Genomic DNA, 15,614 nt, shown 5'->3' on the forward strand with positions numbered 1-15,614 from the left:
CTGCAACTCCTCACGTTTGCAGCACTTCAGCCATCGTCGGTGCCACCCTGCTTTATCTCGCAGCTGGTGGCAAAGTCTGAATTCGGTCATTCGTTTTCGATGCCGTGCGTTTTTTCGCTCCTCGCATCGCGCTCGCCACAACACCCATGCGTCAAATAAAAAACCGCCATGCCTGAAAAAATTCGGGCACGGCGGCAGACGAAAACGGTGTGGTTTTGTGCATATCCGTGTAAATCTGTATCCCTGTTTTGCGAGCTTTTTTCGCTACCGCGCTGGTTAAAAAACCCCGCATTCTAACGCTCGCATTTGCAATCTCATAAAGTACACGAAAACCTTGTCAATGCGCAACCGGCACGACACGTTTTCGCCCGCTTTTTTGCACGTTACGCGTGCTATCGCACAATCGCGCGGCAAATGCCGCCGCCAGCGTGTCCTGAAATGATTTTTTGGGCCCGCCATGCGTCCATTCGCGGCAGGCGAAAATCCTGGCGCAAGCCTCGTCGCAACGCTGCATGAAGCATGCATTTTTCCGCCGCCATGCAGGCGAAAAAAAAGCGCCGTCACGATGACGGCGCTTCCTGGCGTTGACAGAAAAAACGCTTATTCCCAGTTCAGCGCACCACCCGTTTGGTACTCGGTCACGCGCGTCTCGAAGAAGTTGCGTTCCTTCTTCATGTCGATCATTTCGCTCATCCACGGGAACGGATTTTCTTCCTGGGCGAACAGCGGCTCGAGGCCGATCTGCTGCGCGCGGCGGTTGGCGATGAAGCGCAGATAGCCCTTGAACATCGGTGCGTTCAGACCCAGCACGCCGCGTGGCATGGTGTCTTCCGCGTACGCGTATTCCAGCTCCACGGCTTGCATGAACAGCACTTTGATCTCTTCGCGGAATTCGGCCGTCCACAGCAGCGGATTTTCCATCTTGATCGTGTTGATCAAGTCGATGCCGAAGTTGCAGTGCATCGATTCGTCGCGCAGGATGTACTGGTACTGCTCGGCAGCGCCCATCATCTTGTTCTGGCGGCCCAGCGCCAGGATCTGCGTGAAGCCGACGTAGAAGAACAGGCCTTCCATCAGGCAGGCAAACACGATCAGGGACTTCAGCAGCTTCTGGTCGTTTTCCACCGTGCCGGTGGTGAACGCGGGGTCGGTCAGCGTGTTGATGAACGGGATCAGGAATTCATCCTTGTCGCGGATCGACTTGACTTCGTTGTAGGCGTTGAAGATCTCGCCTTCGTCCAGCCCCAGCGACTCGACGATGTACTGGTAGGCGTGCGTATGGATCGCTTCCTCGAACGCCTGGCGCAGCAGGTACTGGCGGCATTCCGGCGCCGTGATGTGGCGGTAGGTGCCCAGCACGATGTTGTTGGCGGCCAGCGAGTCAGCCGTCACGAAGAAGCCCAGGTTGCGCTTGACCAGGCGGCGCTCGTCGTCCGTCAGGCCGTTCGGGTTCTTCCACAGCTCGATATCGCGCTGCATATTCACTTCCTGCGGCATCCAGTGGTTGGCGCAGCCGGCCAGGTATTTGTCCCACGCCCACTTGTACTTGAACGGCACCAGCTGGTTGACGTCCGTCTTGCCGTTGATGATGCGCTTGTCGTCGGCATTCACGCGGCGCGCCACTTGCTCGGCGTTCGCTTCGGACGGCTCGGCACCGGCCGGCAGGTTCAATTCGGTATTTCCCAATGGCGCTTGCTGCGCCGGACGCGGCACAGCTGCCGACGTGGTTTCATCATCCCAGGACAACGACATAATCTTCTTCCTTTCCATGCCGGCGAGCCGGCGATCCGCAACAGGCCCGTTGTATCGGACAATGCGGACATTAACAACATTGAATCAGCCCAGAAGTTCTGGGCTGACAACTAAAATATTACTGGCAGGCTTCGCATTCCTCAAAGCCGTCATCCCCCGGACGCAGGTAGCAGGCTTCGCCATCGGCGTCGTCCGCTGCAGCTGCCACCACGGGCGCCACCACGGCGGCAGCGGCTGCCGCCACGACCGCTGCCTGGGCGCTCTGGGCGCTGGCCGACATGCCGCCATCGACTGCCACGGCGTTCAGGGCACCCGTCTTGGAGGTCGATTTCTCCATGTGGGTAGCGGCGATGGTACGCAGGTAGTAGGTGGTTTTCAGGCCACGCAGCCATGCCAGCTTGTAGGTCTCGTCGAGCTTCTTGCCCGACGCGCCAGCCATGTAGATGTTCAGCGACTGGGCCTGGTCGATCCACTTCTGGCGACGCGAAGCCGCTTCCACCAGCCAGCTTGGCGATACTTCAAAGGCGGTGGCGTAGATGTCGCGCAAGTCTTGCGGGATGCGGTCGATCTTCACCAGCGAACCGTCGAAGTACTTCAGGTCGGAGATCATGACTTCATCCCACAGGTCGCGCGCCTTCAGGTCGCGCACCAGGTAGCCGTTGATCTCGGTGAATTCGCCCGACAGGTTCGATTTCACATACAGGTTCTGGAACGTCGGCTCGATACAGGCCGATACGCCGATGATGTTCGAAATCGTCGCCGTCGGGGCGATCGCCACGCAGTTCGAGTTGCGCATGCCGAACTTGGCGATGCGTTCGCGCACCGGGGTCCAATCCATGGCCGACGAGGAATCGACTTCCAGGTAGCCGCCGCGCTCTTCGGCCAGCAGTTTCACCGAGTCCTGCGGCAGGATGCCACGGTCCCACAGCGAACCGGCATACGATTCATAGCGGCCGCGTTCTTCGGCCAGTTCCGTCGACGCCAGGTAGGCGTAGTAGCACACCGCTTCCATCGAGGTGTCGGCGAAGCTGACGGCGGCGTCCGAGGCGAACGGAATGCGCATCATGTGCAGGCAGTCCTGGAAGCCCATCACGCCCATGCCGACCGGACGGTGGCGCATGTTCGAATTGCGCGCCTTCTCGACGGCGTAGTAATTGATGTCGATGACGTTGTCGAGCATGCGCATGGCGGTGCGCACGGTCTTGGCCAGCTTGACGTGATCGAGCTTGCCTTCCTTCATGTGCGCCGGCATGTTCACGGAACCGAGGTTGCAGACGGCGATTTCGTCAGGGCCCGTGTTCAGTGTGATTTCCGTGCACAGGTTCGAGCTGTGGACGACACCGACGTGCGACTGCGGGCTGCGGATGTTGCAAGGATCCTTGAACGTGATCCATGGGTGGCCCGTTTCAAACAGCATCGACAGCATCTTGCGCCACAGGTCCAGCGCCGCGATCTTCTTGAACGAACGCATTTCGCCGGCGGCTGCCTTGGCTTCGTAGCCCAGGTAAGCCTTTTCAAAAGCCTTGCCGACCAGGTCGTGCAAATCCGGCGTTTCGGATGGCGAGAACAGGGTCCATTCGCCTTTTTCCATGACGCGCTTCATGAACATGTCGGGAATCCAGTTCGCCGTGTTCATGTCGTGCGTGCGGCGGCGGTCGTCGCCCGTGTTCTTGCGCAGGTCGAGGAATTCCTCGATGTCCATGTGCCAGGTTTCCAGGTAGGCGCAGACGGCGCCCTTGCGCTTGCCGCCCTGGTTGACTGCCACGGCCGTATCGTTGACCACTTTCAGGAACGGCACCACGCCTTGCGACTTGCCGTTGGTGCCCTTGATGTGGGCGCCCAGGGCGCGCACTGGCGTCCAGTCGTTGCCCAGGCCGCCGGCGTACTTGGCCAGCAACGCGTTGTCCTTGATGGCGTCGTAGATGCCTTCCAGGTCGTCCGAGACGGTGCTCAGATAGCACGACGACAGCTGCGAACGCAGGGTGCCGGAGTTGAACAGGGTCGGCGTCGAGCTCATGAAGTCGAACGAGGACAGCAGATTGTAGAACTCGATGGTGCGCGCTTCGCGGTCCGCTTCGTTCAGCGACAGGCCCATGGCCACGCGCATGTAGAACGCCTGCGGCATTTCGATGCGCACGTCATGGATGTGCAGGAAGTAGCGGTCATACAGCGTTTGCAGGCCGATGTAGCCGAATTGCAAGTCGCGGTCGGCAACGATGGCCTTGGCCAGGCGTTCCAGGTCGAAACTGGCAAGTACCGGGTTCAGCAGATCGTTGGCGATACCCTTGGCGATATATTGCGGGAAATACGTCAGGTACTCGGCGGCGGCGGCCGCTTGCGGCACTTCCTTGCCGAACACTTCCTTGCGCACCGTGTGCAGCAGGATGCGAGCCGTGACCTGGCTGTAGGCCGGATCTTTTTCCATCAGCGCGCGCGCCGCCAGGATGGCCGACTTGTGCAGCTCTTCGACGGGCACGCCGTCGTACAGGTTCTTCACCGTTTCAGCCAGGATGGCGTCGGCATCGACGTGCTTTTCCAGGCCGGCGCAGGCGGCGTTGATCAGGTCGCGCACTTCCTGCATGTCCAGCAGGCGGCGCACGCCGTTGTCAGTGACGTTCAGTTGGGGTGCGGTCACTTGCGCGGAAGCGCCCAGCGCCTCCTTCTGCAAGCGGCGCTCTTCCATGTGCTTGGCGCGGTACAGCACGTAGGCACGCGCCACGTCGTGCTCGCCCGAACGCATCAGCGACAGTTCCACCTGGTCTTGCACGTCTTCGATATGGAAGGTGCCGCCACCCGGATGGCGGCGCACCAGCGCGGCGACGACGCCGTCGGTCAGTTGCTCCACCAATTCGCGGACGCGTGCCGAAGCGGCGCCTTGGCCACCGTTAACGGCCAAAAACGCCTTGGTCATGGCGATGGCGATCTTCGAAGGCTCAAATGCCACCACCGCGCCGTTGCGGCGGATGATGCGATAGTCGCCCAATGCCGCGCCCGTGCTCGCCACGCTATTGGCCGCGCCTGGCGCTGGCGATACTGGCGTTGGATGGATGGAAATATCTTGTGGTGATTGCATTGAAGCTCCCGTTGTCAGCTAAAGTCAGCCTGCAGTTTTGCTGCCGCGTGTGTTGTTGAATAGAACGCCCGATGGTCAGGGTTTCTTCAGGTATTTGTTGCTAAATAGTAAATTATATACAGCCAAAAATCATACGGCCAACCTGTACAGCCCGGCTGGCGCGAAACACGATCAAGGGTGATGAAACGCCAGTTCCCGTTGCCATATCAACAAACAGGGTAGCTTTGGTAATAATTCTGAAAACGTCTGTGATGGCACTACATATAGTCTTTAAATCCAAGTTATGTACTAATTGTAGTGCCCATCGAAAGGCGATGCAATAGTTTTCCGGCATCCGCCAGCGTAATTTTTTGTATTTTCATATACGATTTCGGTTGACTTTTCAGGGCACGGATGGAAAGCCCAATCCCCGCGTAGTAAGCGCTAACGCAGGCTGCCCGCGCATAGTTTCCAGCCAGCATACTTGATAAAAATGCCAGTCAAAAAACGGCCCCGGATCCGTCTTCCTTCCCGGCGCAATGTGCTCGTGGCCGCGCACCTGGGACAGCCCGTAGCGCACCACCAGTGCCGCCGTCAGCGCCGCCAGCACATGGTATTGCCGCTGCTGGAAGGGCACATCGTCCGCGCCTTCCATTTCGACACCGATGGAATAGCCGTTGCACTGCGGGCGTCCTTCGAACATGGACGCGCCGGCATGCCAGGCACGTTGATCAGTAGAAACATATTGCAGCAGCGCACCATCGCGCCGCACAAAAAAGTGCGCCGACACCTGCAAGCCACGCAGGTCGGCGAAAGAAGGATCGGCATTATAGTCTACCCGGCCGGTAAACAAGTCCGACACATGCGGTCCGCCGAAGTGGCCGCCCGGCAAGCTGATGTTATGGATCACCAGCAAATCGACTTGCGCACCGTCCGGGCGCGCATCGTGGTATTGGGAGTCATAGCGCAGCGCGCCGTCGCACCAGCCGTCTTCATCTATCGTCCATGCTGTCATCAAGGTAGCGCTTCCTGTATCGTCAATTTCTGCATGCGGTAACGCAGCTGGCGCACGCTCAGGCCCAGCTGGCGCGCCGCCCGTGCGCGGTGATAGCGCGCCTGCACCAGCGCCCGCATGATCATGTCGCGCTCGGCCTGGCGCAAATACATGTCCAGCGGCAAGGCGGGCGGCACGCCGCACAGCGCCATGCCGGGCAGGCACAATTGCCGTTCCGGCAAGTCCGGCAAGGCAGGCGCCGCCCGCAACGGCATGGCGCCCGCCGCGGACGGCAAGGCCAGCGCATCGAGGGCAATCACGCCGCCGTCGGCAAAGGCCAGTGCCCGCTCCAGCAGGTTTTCCAGTTCGCGCACATTGCCGGGAAACGCATACGCGGCCAAAGCCGCCAGCACGGGCGGCGCCAGGCTCACGGCCTGGCGTGGCGCCAGACGCGCCAGGATCACCTCACATAATACCTGCAGATCGCCGCGCCGATCCCGCAGCGGCGGCAGCGCCAGCTCGATCACATGGAGGCGGTAAAACAGATCCTGGCGAAACGTGCCGGCGGCCACGCCGCGCGTCAGGCCATGCTGGCTGGCGCACAGGATGCGCACGTCGACGGCCTCGTCAGTACTACCGCCCAGCTTGCGCACGCGGCGCTCCTGCAGCACGCGCAACAGCTTGACCTGCATGGCCAGCGGCAGATCGTCGACTTCATCGAGCAGCAAACTGCCGCCATGGGCCGCCTGGAACAGGCCCTGGCGCTCATGCAGCGCCCCCGTATAGGCGCCCTGGCGGCAGCCGAAGAATTCCGCCTCCATCAACGCTTCGGGAATCGCGCCGCAGTTGACGGCAATAAAAGGGAAGCTGGCGCGCGCGCCCTGCGCATGGATGGCGCGCGCCGCCAGTTCCTTGCCCGTACCCGATTCGCCGCGGATGGCCACCGGTGCGCCACAGCGGGCGATACGGGCGATCTGCGCACGCAGCGCCTGCATGGGCAGTGAGTTGCCGCTCAGTTGAGGCGCCGGTGGCATGCCGGCGGCGGTCACGGTATGCGGGCTGGGGCTGGGACGGGACATGGGACGCGCCTTTCTGCAATGGCGGCGACGAAGCGCCTGCCGCAGATGCTACGCCGGGCGGAGGCCGGGGGACGTTACGATACGGATGAGCAACGCGAGCGAATCTGCCGGCCTGCCCTTACAGCGTGGCGTGCGCGTGGCTGCAGTAATCGTGGCCCTTGGCCTGCACGTTTTCCGAGGCCGGGTAGTACACGCCGCAATGGGCGCAGCACAGCATCAGCTCTGCATCCGGCAATTGCTGCGGCCGGCCCGGCGGCGCATACGGGTTAGGCGGTTGTTGCTGCTGCGCGCGGGCGCGCTGCTGCATGCCCCGGATTTTGCTGCGGATAGCAAACAGCACCAGGAACACCAGCGCCAGCCAGAATAAAACACGTGTCATGCGTATCCTCGGTGTAAAACCACTTCCAGTACAAAACGGCTGCCGACATAGGCCAGCAACAAGGTGGCGAAACCGGCTAGGGTAAAACTCAGGGCCGTCTTGCCGCGCCAGCCGCGAAAGCGGCGCCCCGCCAGCAGCGCGGCAAACAACAGCCACGACAGCATGGTAAACACCGACTTGTGATCCCAGGTCAAGGCCTTGCCAAATAATTGTTCGGAAAACACGATGCCTGACAGCACGGTCAGGCTCAGCAGGATGAAGCCCAGGCCAATCATGCGAAACAGCAACTTTTCCATCGTCAGCAGGGCCGGCAACTGGTCCAGCGCGCTGCCGATGAAGCCGCGGCTTTCGCTGCGCGTATGCAAACGCGATTCCTGCAGCGCCATCAGTACGGCGTGAAAGGCGGCAATCGTCAAGGTGCTGTAGGCGAGCACGGCCACGGCAATATGCCAGCCGAAGACGGCCGACTTGCCTTCCATGCTGACCTGGCTGCCAGGAAAGGCCCAGGCCAGGCCGATGGCGATGACGGCGCTGGGCATGACCATGCGGCGCAGTCCATCCAGACTGAAATTGCGGTTCTCTATCCAGTAGGCGCCCACCGATACCCACAGCGCGGCCGACAGCATGGCGGAAAAGCCGAAGCGCAAGGTGCCCGGCGCCATCAGGTCGAACCACAGGGTGGCGGCGTGCGCCAGCCAGGCGACGCCGGTCAGGCCGGCAATGAGCCGGGCACGGGACGAGGGGAGCACCGCGCACGCCGCGTACAACAGGGCGGCGATAAGAAAGAAATAGATCTGCATAGTTTAAGTTTACACCATAGCCGACAAGCGCGATTCAAGCGACAGCCCGGGTGACAGGCATTCCGCCGCCAGCCAATGCTGCAAGCCTGCCATGATATCGCGCCTGAGGCGCAACGGGGTAGCGCACCCTCAAGATTTCGACAATCTTTCGCGCCGCCCACCTATATATATGTGTGCCGCAAAAAATGATGGCCCGCTCAAGCGGGCCATCGGGCACTGCCCATCTCCGGTTTACTTCACGTTCAGGCTCTTTTTCGCCTGCTCCAGCAAGTCCGTCTTGACCCAGTCCTTGGCCACGGGCGGCTTCGTCATGCGGCCCACGCCCGTTTTCACCATCACGTCGGTGGTTACCTGGATGTGCTCGGGCGAGATGTCGTACGAATACGGCGAATTGCTGATCGCGTCGTCGAAGTCATCCTTCGTGATCTGGCCGCGGAACACGACTTCGCGCACATATTTTTCCGCCGTCGCCTTGTTATCGATAAAGGTTTTCGTCGCTTCGACGAAACAGCGCATGAATTTTTCCGCCACCGGGCGGCGTTCTTTGTAGAACTTTTCTGTCATCACCATGGTACGCACGGGCTCGCCGATCGGCGTGTCGTACGGTTTCAGGATTTCCGTACCAAAACCTTTGTTGATCGCCTGCGACGATTGCGGTTCCGACTGCATCATGGCGTCGATATTCTTGCCCATCAGCGCCTGGTTCAAGTCGGCGTAGGCCAGGAACACCAGTTGCACATCCTTGCCCTTGGTGTCGGCATACGTCAGGCCCGCTTGCGCCAGCTCGGCCAGCAGCAGCACTTCCTGGATGCCGCCGCGCGTCACGCCCACGCGCTTGCCCTTCAGATCCTTCACGTTGGCGATATTTTGCCCCGTGCCCCCGACCAGGCGCGCGCCGCCCTTGGCAAAGCCGGCCACCACATAGATGGGCGCGCCGCCGGCACGGCCGGAAATGGCCGCTTCGGACGCCGTCGCACCCACGTCCAGCTCGCCCGCGATAATCGCCTGCATCACATCGAGGCCCTTGGCGAAGATATGCTCTTCGACCTTGATGCCGCACTTGGGCGCGATTTCCTTGATGTACGACACGGCGCCGTAGTGGGCAAATTTTAAATTACCCAGGCGCACGACTTCCTGTGCCTGGGCCTGCACGGCGCCCATGCCGAACGCCAGCATGAGGGCGGCGGCGATACCAGTCTTCAAGGTTGATTTCTTCTGCATCGGGTTCTCCTGTGGTGGTTGGTGTGTGCCCGCTGGGGCATAAAACACAGCTTTTTTTATTATGGGGAGATAGTACCGCGTGTTGGGGACAGGGCAACATTTTTTTGCCCTGTCCAGACCGCCCTGCTTAAAACGTGGCGCGCAGGGTCACGCTCGCATTGCGTGGCGCGCCATACCAGTTGCCACCGCCTGAGTAGCCCGTCTTTTCATAGTAGCGCTTGTCAAAGACATTATTGACGTTCAGGGCCAGCGACCAGCGGGGATCGATGCGGTATTGCGCCAGCGCGCTCCAGACGGCATAGCCGCCCTGCGTAAACTGGAAGTCTTGCGCGGCGCCGGCGCGCGTGACCACCGTGCCGCTCGTGTAGTTGGCGCTCTGGATGGCGACGTTGCCGCCCACCTTCCAGGCAGACCAGGTGCCAGGCAAGGCATACGCCGTCGACAGCTTGAACAGATGCTTGGGCGTAATGCTGCTGAAAGGCAAGCCCGTGCTGTCGTTCTTGCTGTGGTTGAAAGTATAGCCGGCGGCGGCCTGCAAGCCGGGCAAGAGTTCGCCACCCACTTCCATATCCACGCCGCGGCTGGTCACCTTGCCCTGCGGCAGATAACAGCAATTGCCCGCATACAGATCTGTTTCTTCCGGATAGCCGGGGTCCAGCACCGCCTCGCCATTGCGTTCGACATGGAACAGGCTGAAGGTGGCATTCAAGCGCCCATCGAGCAATTCGCCCTTGAGGCCGCCTTCATAGCTCTTGCCCGTGATGGGCTTGAGCGAAGTGCCCGGCATCGGCCCCGCCTTGTACAGCGCCTGCGGCTTGAAGATGGCGGAATAGCTGGCATATGCCGACCACTGTGCGTTCAGGTCGTAAATGATGCCGCCATACGGCGTCAGCTTGGTCGGCTCGCTGAAGCGGCTGTCCGAGTCGGGCGCCCACACGCCCGTGTCGCCATCGAGGGATGCCACGTATTGCTTGAATTTGTAACGGGCCAGGCGCGCGCCCAGCACCACGTGCAGCTGGTCGCTGGGATGCAGGCGCACGGTGCCATACGCGCCATACTGTTCCTGCTCCCATGGATGAAAACGGTACCAGACGGGGCCATTGTCGCCGCCCGCCCATGGCGTGGCATCGGGATTGAAGGGATTGGCCGGCGTACTGCCGGCCCCCGTCTGCCGGGCCGAATCCCAGTAGCTCGTGACCTTCTGCCGGTCGGCTCCCAGCAGCAACTCATGCGTGCGTCCCAGCAGCTTGAAATTGCCCGTCAGATTCAAGTCCAGCACATTCTGGTGATTCCAGGCATTGTTGCGCGTACCGGCCCACACTGCGCCATCACTGCCGCCAGGCTGCACGGCGCCGGTGGTAAACGTGCCGCGCCCCTTGGCGCTCTGCTCGACGTGGCTGGCATTCAATTTCAGCTTCCAGCCGGTGGCAAAATGGTGTTCAAGCTGGGCAAACAGCTCCGTGACCGCATTGTCGACATAAGCCCAGGGCTGGCTCAGATTGGTCGAGCGCGGCAGCTGCAAATCCGTGCCATCGGCATAACGGGGCAGACCGGAACCACTGCCATTCGTATCGCGCTTGCCATGCGAACCACCCACGGTCAACAGCGACCCCGTGGGCAGGTCCGCTTCCAGCACGCCGTACACGAGTGCCTTTTCCGTGCGGAAGTGGCGCATGAAGGAGCCATCATTTTCATACATGGCCACCACCCGCCCGCGCAGCCGTCCATCGTCGGTGAGCGGGCCTGTGGCGTCGATATCGGCGCGATAATTGCTCCAGCTACCCGCCGACAGAGCGGCCGCCAGTTGTCGACGCTCAAGAGGTTTCTTGCGCGCCAAGTTAATGATGCCACCCGGATCACCGGCGCCGGACAGCAGGCCGGACGCGCCGCGCATCACCTCGACCCGGTCGTACATCGCCATATCCTGGATCGCCGTCGCGGTGTAGCTGCCGATATTGAAGGGCGCGCCGCCATCGATCTGCATGCTGTCGATCTGGAAGCCCCGCGAATAGAAATTGTAGGCGTGGCCGTTTACGCGCTGCAAGGTGATGCCCGGCGTCAGCGCCATGGCGCCACCGATATCCTTGACGTCCTGGTCATCGAGCTGCTGGCGCGTCACCACCGATACAGACTGGGGAATTTCGCGAAACGACTGGTCCGTCTTCGAAGCGATGCTGGTGACGCGGCTGGTGTACGAGCCCGTGCCTTCCGTGCTGCCATCGGCGGCGCGGCGCGCACGCACGCGAATCGCGGCCAGGGTTTGCTCATCCGCGGCGCTGGCGGCAGTGGCCGCAACGGCAGCCGTTGCCGGCAGCGCTTTTTGCAAGGTATAACTACCGTCGCTGCGGCCGGTGATTTCCAGGCCGCTGCCGGCCAGCAGCCGCGCCAGCGCCTCGCGCGGCGTGTAGCTGCCGCTCAGGGCCGGGCTGCTCAGCCCCGCCGTCAGGGCTGGATCGAACGACAGGGCGATGCCCGTCTCGACGGCCAGGGTGGACAGGTTGCGGCCCAGGGGACCGGCCGGCAGCGCGACGCTGCGCGCGGCGGGCGCGTCCGGCGATGCGGCATGGACGGGCGCGGCCATGGCCAGCACGGCCAGGTGAACGGCGAGACAAACGATGGAACGGAGGGGAACTGCAGGCATGACGTTTCCTTTACATGGCAAGGGGATCTTCTTCCCCTTGCCAGCCCGGCGCGAAAAAAGTGTCAGGTTTTTTCAACTATTTATTCAGGTGCATCCAGGGTCACCCAATAGCCGCCAAGGCGCGTGCGCGCCGCCACCGGATAGGTCGACACCAGCATCACCAGCGCCGCATCCGTGTCCGTGATGGGAAAGGCGCCCGAGACGCGCACATTGGCCACGCGGGGATCGCAGCGCACGATGCCGGGCCGGTAGCGGCCCAGTTCCAGCGCAAAATCGTGCAGGCGCATGTCATCGGCCAGCAGCATGCCGCGCTGCCACGCCAGCGCGCCGCCGTCCAGCGCAGCGGGTTCGCCGATGGCCGCCGCCGTGAAGGCCACCTGCCGTCCCGCTGGAATGATATGCTGCGCACCGCTGCGCGCCCGCACGCGCACGCGGCTTTCCCGTACCGCCAGCAGCGTCCGGCCATCATCCTGGCGCACGGAAAACTGCGTGCCCAGCGCTTCGAGCCGGCCTTCGGCCGTGACGACAAGGAAGGGACGGCGCTGCGCATCGGCGGCCGTGCGCACGGCGATTTCGCCACGCCGCAGGGTCAGCAGGCGCTGCGCGCCATCGAACTGCACGTCCAGGGTGGTAGCCGTATTGAGGCTGATGCGGCTGCCGTCGGCCAGCACGATGTCGCGCCGCTCGCCGGTCGCTGTCCGGTAGTCGTGGCGCCAGCCTTGCTGCTCCATCAGCAGCCAGGCGCCGGGCACCACCGCCAGCAAGGCGGCCAGTTTCAGCAGCGCGGCGCGGCGCGCCGAAGTGCGGTCCAATTCGCGCGAGCGGTCCAGCGCCGGCATGGCCAGCTCCGGCGGCAAGCCGCCCAGTTTTCCCAGCAACGCTTCGGCACGCTGCCAGGCACGCGCATGTTCCGGGTCGCTTGCGCGCCAGCGTTCGCACTCGCGCCGCTGCTGCGCGCTGGCGGCGCCCGAGTGCAGCTGCATCAGCCAGTCGGCCGCCTGCTCGAGCACGCGCGAATCAATCGGCACACGGGCGCCCAAGCTAGTCGCCATCGAGCCGCAGGCACGCCAGGAACGCCTGCTTCATATAGCGCTTCACGCTGGTCAGCGACACATTGAGGCGCACCGCGATGGCGTCATAGGTCAGCCCTTCCAGCTGCGACAGCAAAAAGGCGCGCCGCGCGGTGGCCGGCAGGGCATCGAGCATGGCGTCAACCTGGTGCAGGGTTTCCAGGATCAGCAATTGGTCTTCACACGATGGCGCTTGCAGTTCGGGCAACAGGGCGATGGCGTCGAGATAGGCGCGTTCGAGCGCCTGGCGCTGATACCAGTTGATCAGGATGCCGCGCGCCACCGTCGTCAGGTAGGCGCGCGGCTGGCTGATGGCGACGATGTCGCGCCCGGCCAGGATGCGCACGAAGGTGTCGTGCGCCAGGTCGGCTGCGTCAAAGGCATTGCCCAGCTTGTAGCGCAACCAGCCATGCAGCCAGCCGTGGTGCTGCTGGTACAGCGCCTGGGCGGCATGCGTGGGAGAAGAGTGGTCTTGCTGTAGGGCGAAGTCGGCGGCCGACATGGGCATCCTTTCCTGTCAGGCGCCTGGCACCAATGCAAATAAGAATTATTCTCATTTTAGCCGAAAGAACAACGCCGGCGCAATGCCTGGCCGCGATGGCAGGCATGGCGCCGGCGTTTTTACAACACCTACTGTCCGGCCAGCGCCACCACCGGATCGAGTCCCGACGCCTTGCGCGCCGGCATGAAGCCAAACACCAGCCCCGTCACCACGGCGCAGGCAAACGCGCCGGCGATGGCGCTGAGCGAAAAGATCACCGGCACGTCCCATACGAGCAGCAAGCCGGCCACCGTCACGCCGACCACGATGCCGGCCACGCCGCCCACCACCGACACCAGCACGGCTTCGGTGAGGAACTGGCGCAGGATGTCGCGCCGGCGCGCGCCCGTCGCCATGCGAATGCCGATTTCGCGCGTGCGCTCGCGCACCGTCATCAGCATCACGTTCATGACGCCGATGCCGCCCACCACCAGCGACACGGCAGCGATCAGGCTGAGCATCATGGTCATGTTGTCCTGCGTCTTGGCTTCGGCGGCGATCGACGCGGCCGCGTTGCTGATGCCATAGTCGCGGATGCGGTGGCGCTCGAACATCGTGGCGTCGACCGCCGCTTCCACTTCCGTCACGCGCTTGACGTCGGCCACCGCCAAGACCGTGTAGGTCGGCTCGCGCTGGCCGAAGACGCGGATGCCGGCCGTGGAAAACGGCAGCAGCAGCACGTCGTCTTCATCCTTCTCGCCCGTCAGCGCGCCCTTCGCGCTCATCACGCCGATCACCTGGAACGGCACATTGCCGATCAGGATGCTCTGCCCCACGGGGTTGGGCACGTCGGGCATCAGTTTTTCGGCCAGGTGCGCGCCCAGCACGGCCACGGTGGCCATTTCGCGCTCGTCTTCTTCGGTAAAGAAGCCGCCCTTGGCCACCGGCCAGGTCTGGATCTGCGGCAGGGCCGGTCCCGTGCCGCGCACATACGTCTGCACGTCGAGGTTACCGTGGCGTATGACCTTGTTGCCCGTGACATTCGGCAGCACGTGGGTGATGCCCGGCACATCCTTGAGCGCATCGAGGTCGGCCAGGGTGATGCTGCGCCCGGGGATGCGCGAACTTTCGCCGCGCGACGCCATGTACAGCAAATTCGAGCCGAACGCGCCCAATTGCGCCATCACTTGCTGGCGCGTGCCCAGGCCGATGGCCAGCATGACGATCACGGAAGCGACGCCGATGACGATGCCCAGCAGCGTCAATCCCGTGCGGAAGCGGTTGATCCACAGCACGCGCCAGGCGGCGCGCGCCGCGTCGAGCAATTCCGTGCCCAGCGACGCCCCCGTGTCATGAGCGGCGCGCGACATGTCGAGCGGCGGCAGGGCCGTCGACGTGGCGGGAATGGCGATGGCGCCCGAGTCTGCGATGATTTCGCCATCGCTGATCTCGATCACGCGGCGCGCCTGGGCCGCCACCTTGCGGTCATGCGTAATGAGGATGATGGTGTGGCCCGCGTCGGCCAGTTCACCCAGGAGCGCCATGACTTCGGCGCCACTGCTGCTATCTAAGGCCCCCGTTGGTTCATCGGCAAGGATGATGCGCCCGCCATTCATCAGGGCGCGCGCGATCGACACGCGCTGCTGCTGCCCGCCCGATAATTGATTCGGCCGGTGGTCGAGCCGGTCACCCAGGCCCAGGCGCTTGAGCAGCGCTTCCGAGCGGGCGTGGCGGGCGGCGGCCGGCATGCCCGCGTACAGGGCCGGCACTTCCACGTTTTCGCGCGCCGATTCGGTGGCGATCAGGTGATAACCCTGGAAGACGAAGCCGAACGCCTCGCGCCGCAGCCACGCCAGCTCATCGGGATTCAGGCTGGCCACGTCCTGGCCGGCGAAGCGGTAGCTGCCGTCGCTGGGACGGTCAAGGCAGCCCAGCAAATGCATCAGGGTCGATTTGCCGGAACCGGAGGCGCCCACGATGGCGACGAATTCACCGGCGCCGATGGACAAGGTCAGGCCGCGCAGCACTTCCACGGCCGGCGCGCCGTCATGGCCGCCGTAGCGCTTGCGGATGCCGGCAAGTTCAATCAGTGGCGCCGGCTGGCCAGGTTCTCCGGCTTGCCCCAGTGACGCGGCCTCGCTCATG

Annotated in this window: 11 protein-coding genes; all 11 read right to left on the minus strand. The window is 63.0% G+C overall.

Annotation, left to right across the window (positions count from 1 at the left end; genetic code table 11):
* Window positions 1–600: 600 nt before the first annotated feature.
* Window positions 601–1,752, minus strand: coding sequence for a ribonucleotide-diphosphate reductase subunit beta (locus tag O0882_RS05635; protein WP_141170714.1), 1,152 nt, complete (start codon window positions 1,750–1,752; stop codon window positions 601–603).
* A 118-nt stretch (window positions 1,753–1,870) separates the two neighbouring features.
* The gene (locus O0882_RS05640) at window positions 1,871–4,825 is read right to left on the minus strand and encodes a ribonucleoside-diphosphate reductase subunit alpha (RefSeq protein ID WP_289946014.1); all 2,955 of its coding nucleotides are present in this window, start codon (window positions 4,823–4,825) and stop codon (window positions 1,871–1,873) included.
* 382 nt (window positions 4,826–5,207) lie between these two features.
* Window positions 5,208–5,819: a 1,6-anhydro-N-acetylmuramyl-L-alanine amidase AmpD gene (gene ampD, locus O0882_RS05645; RefSeq protein WP_289946848.1), complete on the minus strand. Its 612-nt coding sequence runs from the start codon at window positions 5,817–5,819 to the stop codon at window positions 5,208–5,210.
* Window positions 5,819–6,877, minus strand: a complete 1,059-nt coding sequence (locus O0882_RS05650) for a sigma-54 dependent transcriptional regulator (RefSeq protein WP_354670244.1) — start codon at window positions 6,875–6,877, stop codon at window positions 5,819–5,821. The genes ampD and O0882_RS05650 overlap by 1 nt, the downstream gene beginning before the upstream one ends.
* A 118-nt stretch (window positions 6,878–6,995) precedes the next feature.
* Window positions 6,996–7,256 (minus strand): PP0621 family protein, encoded by a 261-nt coding sequence (locus O0882_RS05655; RefSeq protein WP_289946016.1) that lies wholly within the window; start codon window positions 7,254–7,256, stop codon window positions 6,996–6,998.
* Window positions 7,253–8,056, minus strand: coding sequence for a cytochrome c biogenesis protein CcsA (gene ccsA / locus O0882_RS05660; protein ID WP_289946018.1), 804 nt, complete (start codon window positions 8,054–8,056; stop codon window positions 7,253–7,255). The genes O0882_RS05655 and ccsA overlap by 4 nt, the downstream gene beginning before the upstream one ends.
* A 231-nt stretch (window positions 8,057–8,287) precedes the next feature.
* A complete protein-coding gene (locus tag O0882_RS05665; RefSeq protein ID WP_289946850.1) occupies window positions 8,288–9,232 on the minus strand; it encodes an ABC transporter substrate-binding protein in 945 nt (314 codons plus the stop codon).
* A gap of 172 nt (window positions 9,233–9,404) precedes the next feature.
* Window positions 9,405–11,918, minus strand: coding sequence for a TonB-dependent receptor (locus O0882_RS05670; RefSeq protein WP_289946020.1), 2,514 nt, complete (start codon window positions 11,916–11,918; stop codon window positions 9,405–9,407).
* Between the two features lie 80 nt (window positions 11,919–11,998).
* On the minus strand, window positions 11,999–12,970 hold the full coding sequence (locus tag O0882_RS05675) for a FecR domain-containing protein (protein ID WP_289946022.1): 972 nt from the start codon (window positions 12,968–12,970) through the stop codon (window positions 11,999–12,001).
* Window positions 12,960–13,490, minus strand: a complete 531-nt coding sequence (locus tag O0882_RS05680; RefSeq protein WP_289946023.1) for a sigma-70 family RNA polymerase sigma factor — start codon at window positions 13,488–13,490, stop codon at window positions 12,960–12,962. Before O0882_RS05680 ends, O0882_RS05675 begins: the two co-directional genes overlap by 11 nt.
* Window positions 13,491–13,618: 128 nt before the next feature.
* The gene (locus O0882_RS05685; RefSeq protein WP_289946025.1) at window positions 13,619–15,613 is read right to left on the minus strand and encodes a MacB family efflux pump subunit; all 1,995 of its coding nucleotides are present in this window, start codon (window positions 15,611–15,613) and stop codon (window positions 13,619–13,621) included.
* Window position 15,614: the final 1 nt, after the last annotated feature.

Source organism: Janthinobacterium sp. SUN073 (genome assembly GCF_030397665.1).
GTDB lineage: Bacteria > Pseudomonadota > Gammaproteobacteria > Burkholderiales > Burkholderiaceae_D > Janthinobacterium.

Bases quoted from the DNA above. Each gene is read 5' to 3' on its own strand.
- O0882_RS05670 (WP_289946020.1), bottom strand. From the start codon at position 11,918: ATGCCTGCAGTTCCCCTCCGTTCCATCGTTTGTCTCGCCGTTCACCTG.
- ccsA (WP_289946018.1), bottom strand. From the start codon at position 8,056: ATGCAGATCTATTTCTTTCTTATCGCCGCCCTGTTGTACGCGGCGTGC.
- O0882_RS05685 (WP_289946025.1), bottom strand. From the start codon at position 15,613: ATGAGCGAGGCCGCGTCACTGGGGCAAGCCGGAGAACCTGGCCAGCCG.
- O0882_RS05655 (WP_289946016.1), bottom strand. From the start codon at position 7,256: ATGACACGTGTTTTATTCTGGCTGGCGCTGGTGTTCCTGGTGCTGTTT.
- O0882_RS05650 (WP_354670244.1), bottom strand. From the start codon at position 6,877: ATGTCCCGTCCCAGCCCCAGCCCGCATACCGTGACCGCCGCCGGCATG.
- O0882_RS05680 (WP_289946023.1), bottom strand. From the start codon at position 13,490: ATGTCGGCCGCCGACTTCGCCCTACAGCAAGACCACTCTTCTCCCACG.
- ampD (WP_289946848.1), bottom strand. From the start codon at position 5,819: ATGACAGCATGGACGATAGATGAAGACGGCTGGTGCGACGGCGCGCTG.
- O0882_RS05635 (WP_141170714.1), bottom strand. From the start codon at position 1,752: ATGTCGTTGTCCTGGGATGATGAAACCACGTCGGCAGCTGTGCCGCGT.
- O0882_RS05675 (WP_289946022.1), bottom strand. From the start codon at position 12,970: ATGGCGACTAGCTTGGGCGCCCGTGTGCCGATTGATTCGCGCGTGCTC.
- O0882_RS05665 (WP_289946850.1), bottom strand. From the start codon at position 9,232: ATGCTGGCGTTCGGCATGGGCGCCGTGCAGGCCCAGGCACAGGAAGTC.
- O0882_RS05640 (WP_289946014.1), bottom strand. From the start codon at position 4,825: ATGCAATCACCACAAGATATTTCCATCCATCCAACGCCAGTATCGCCA.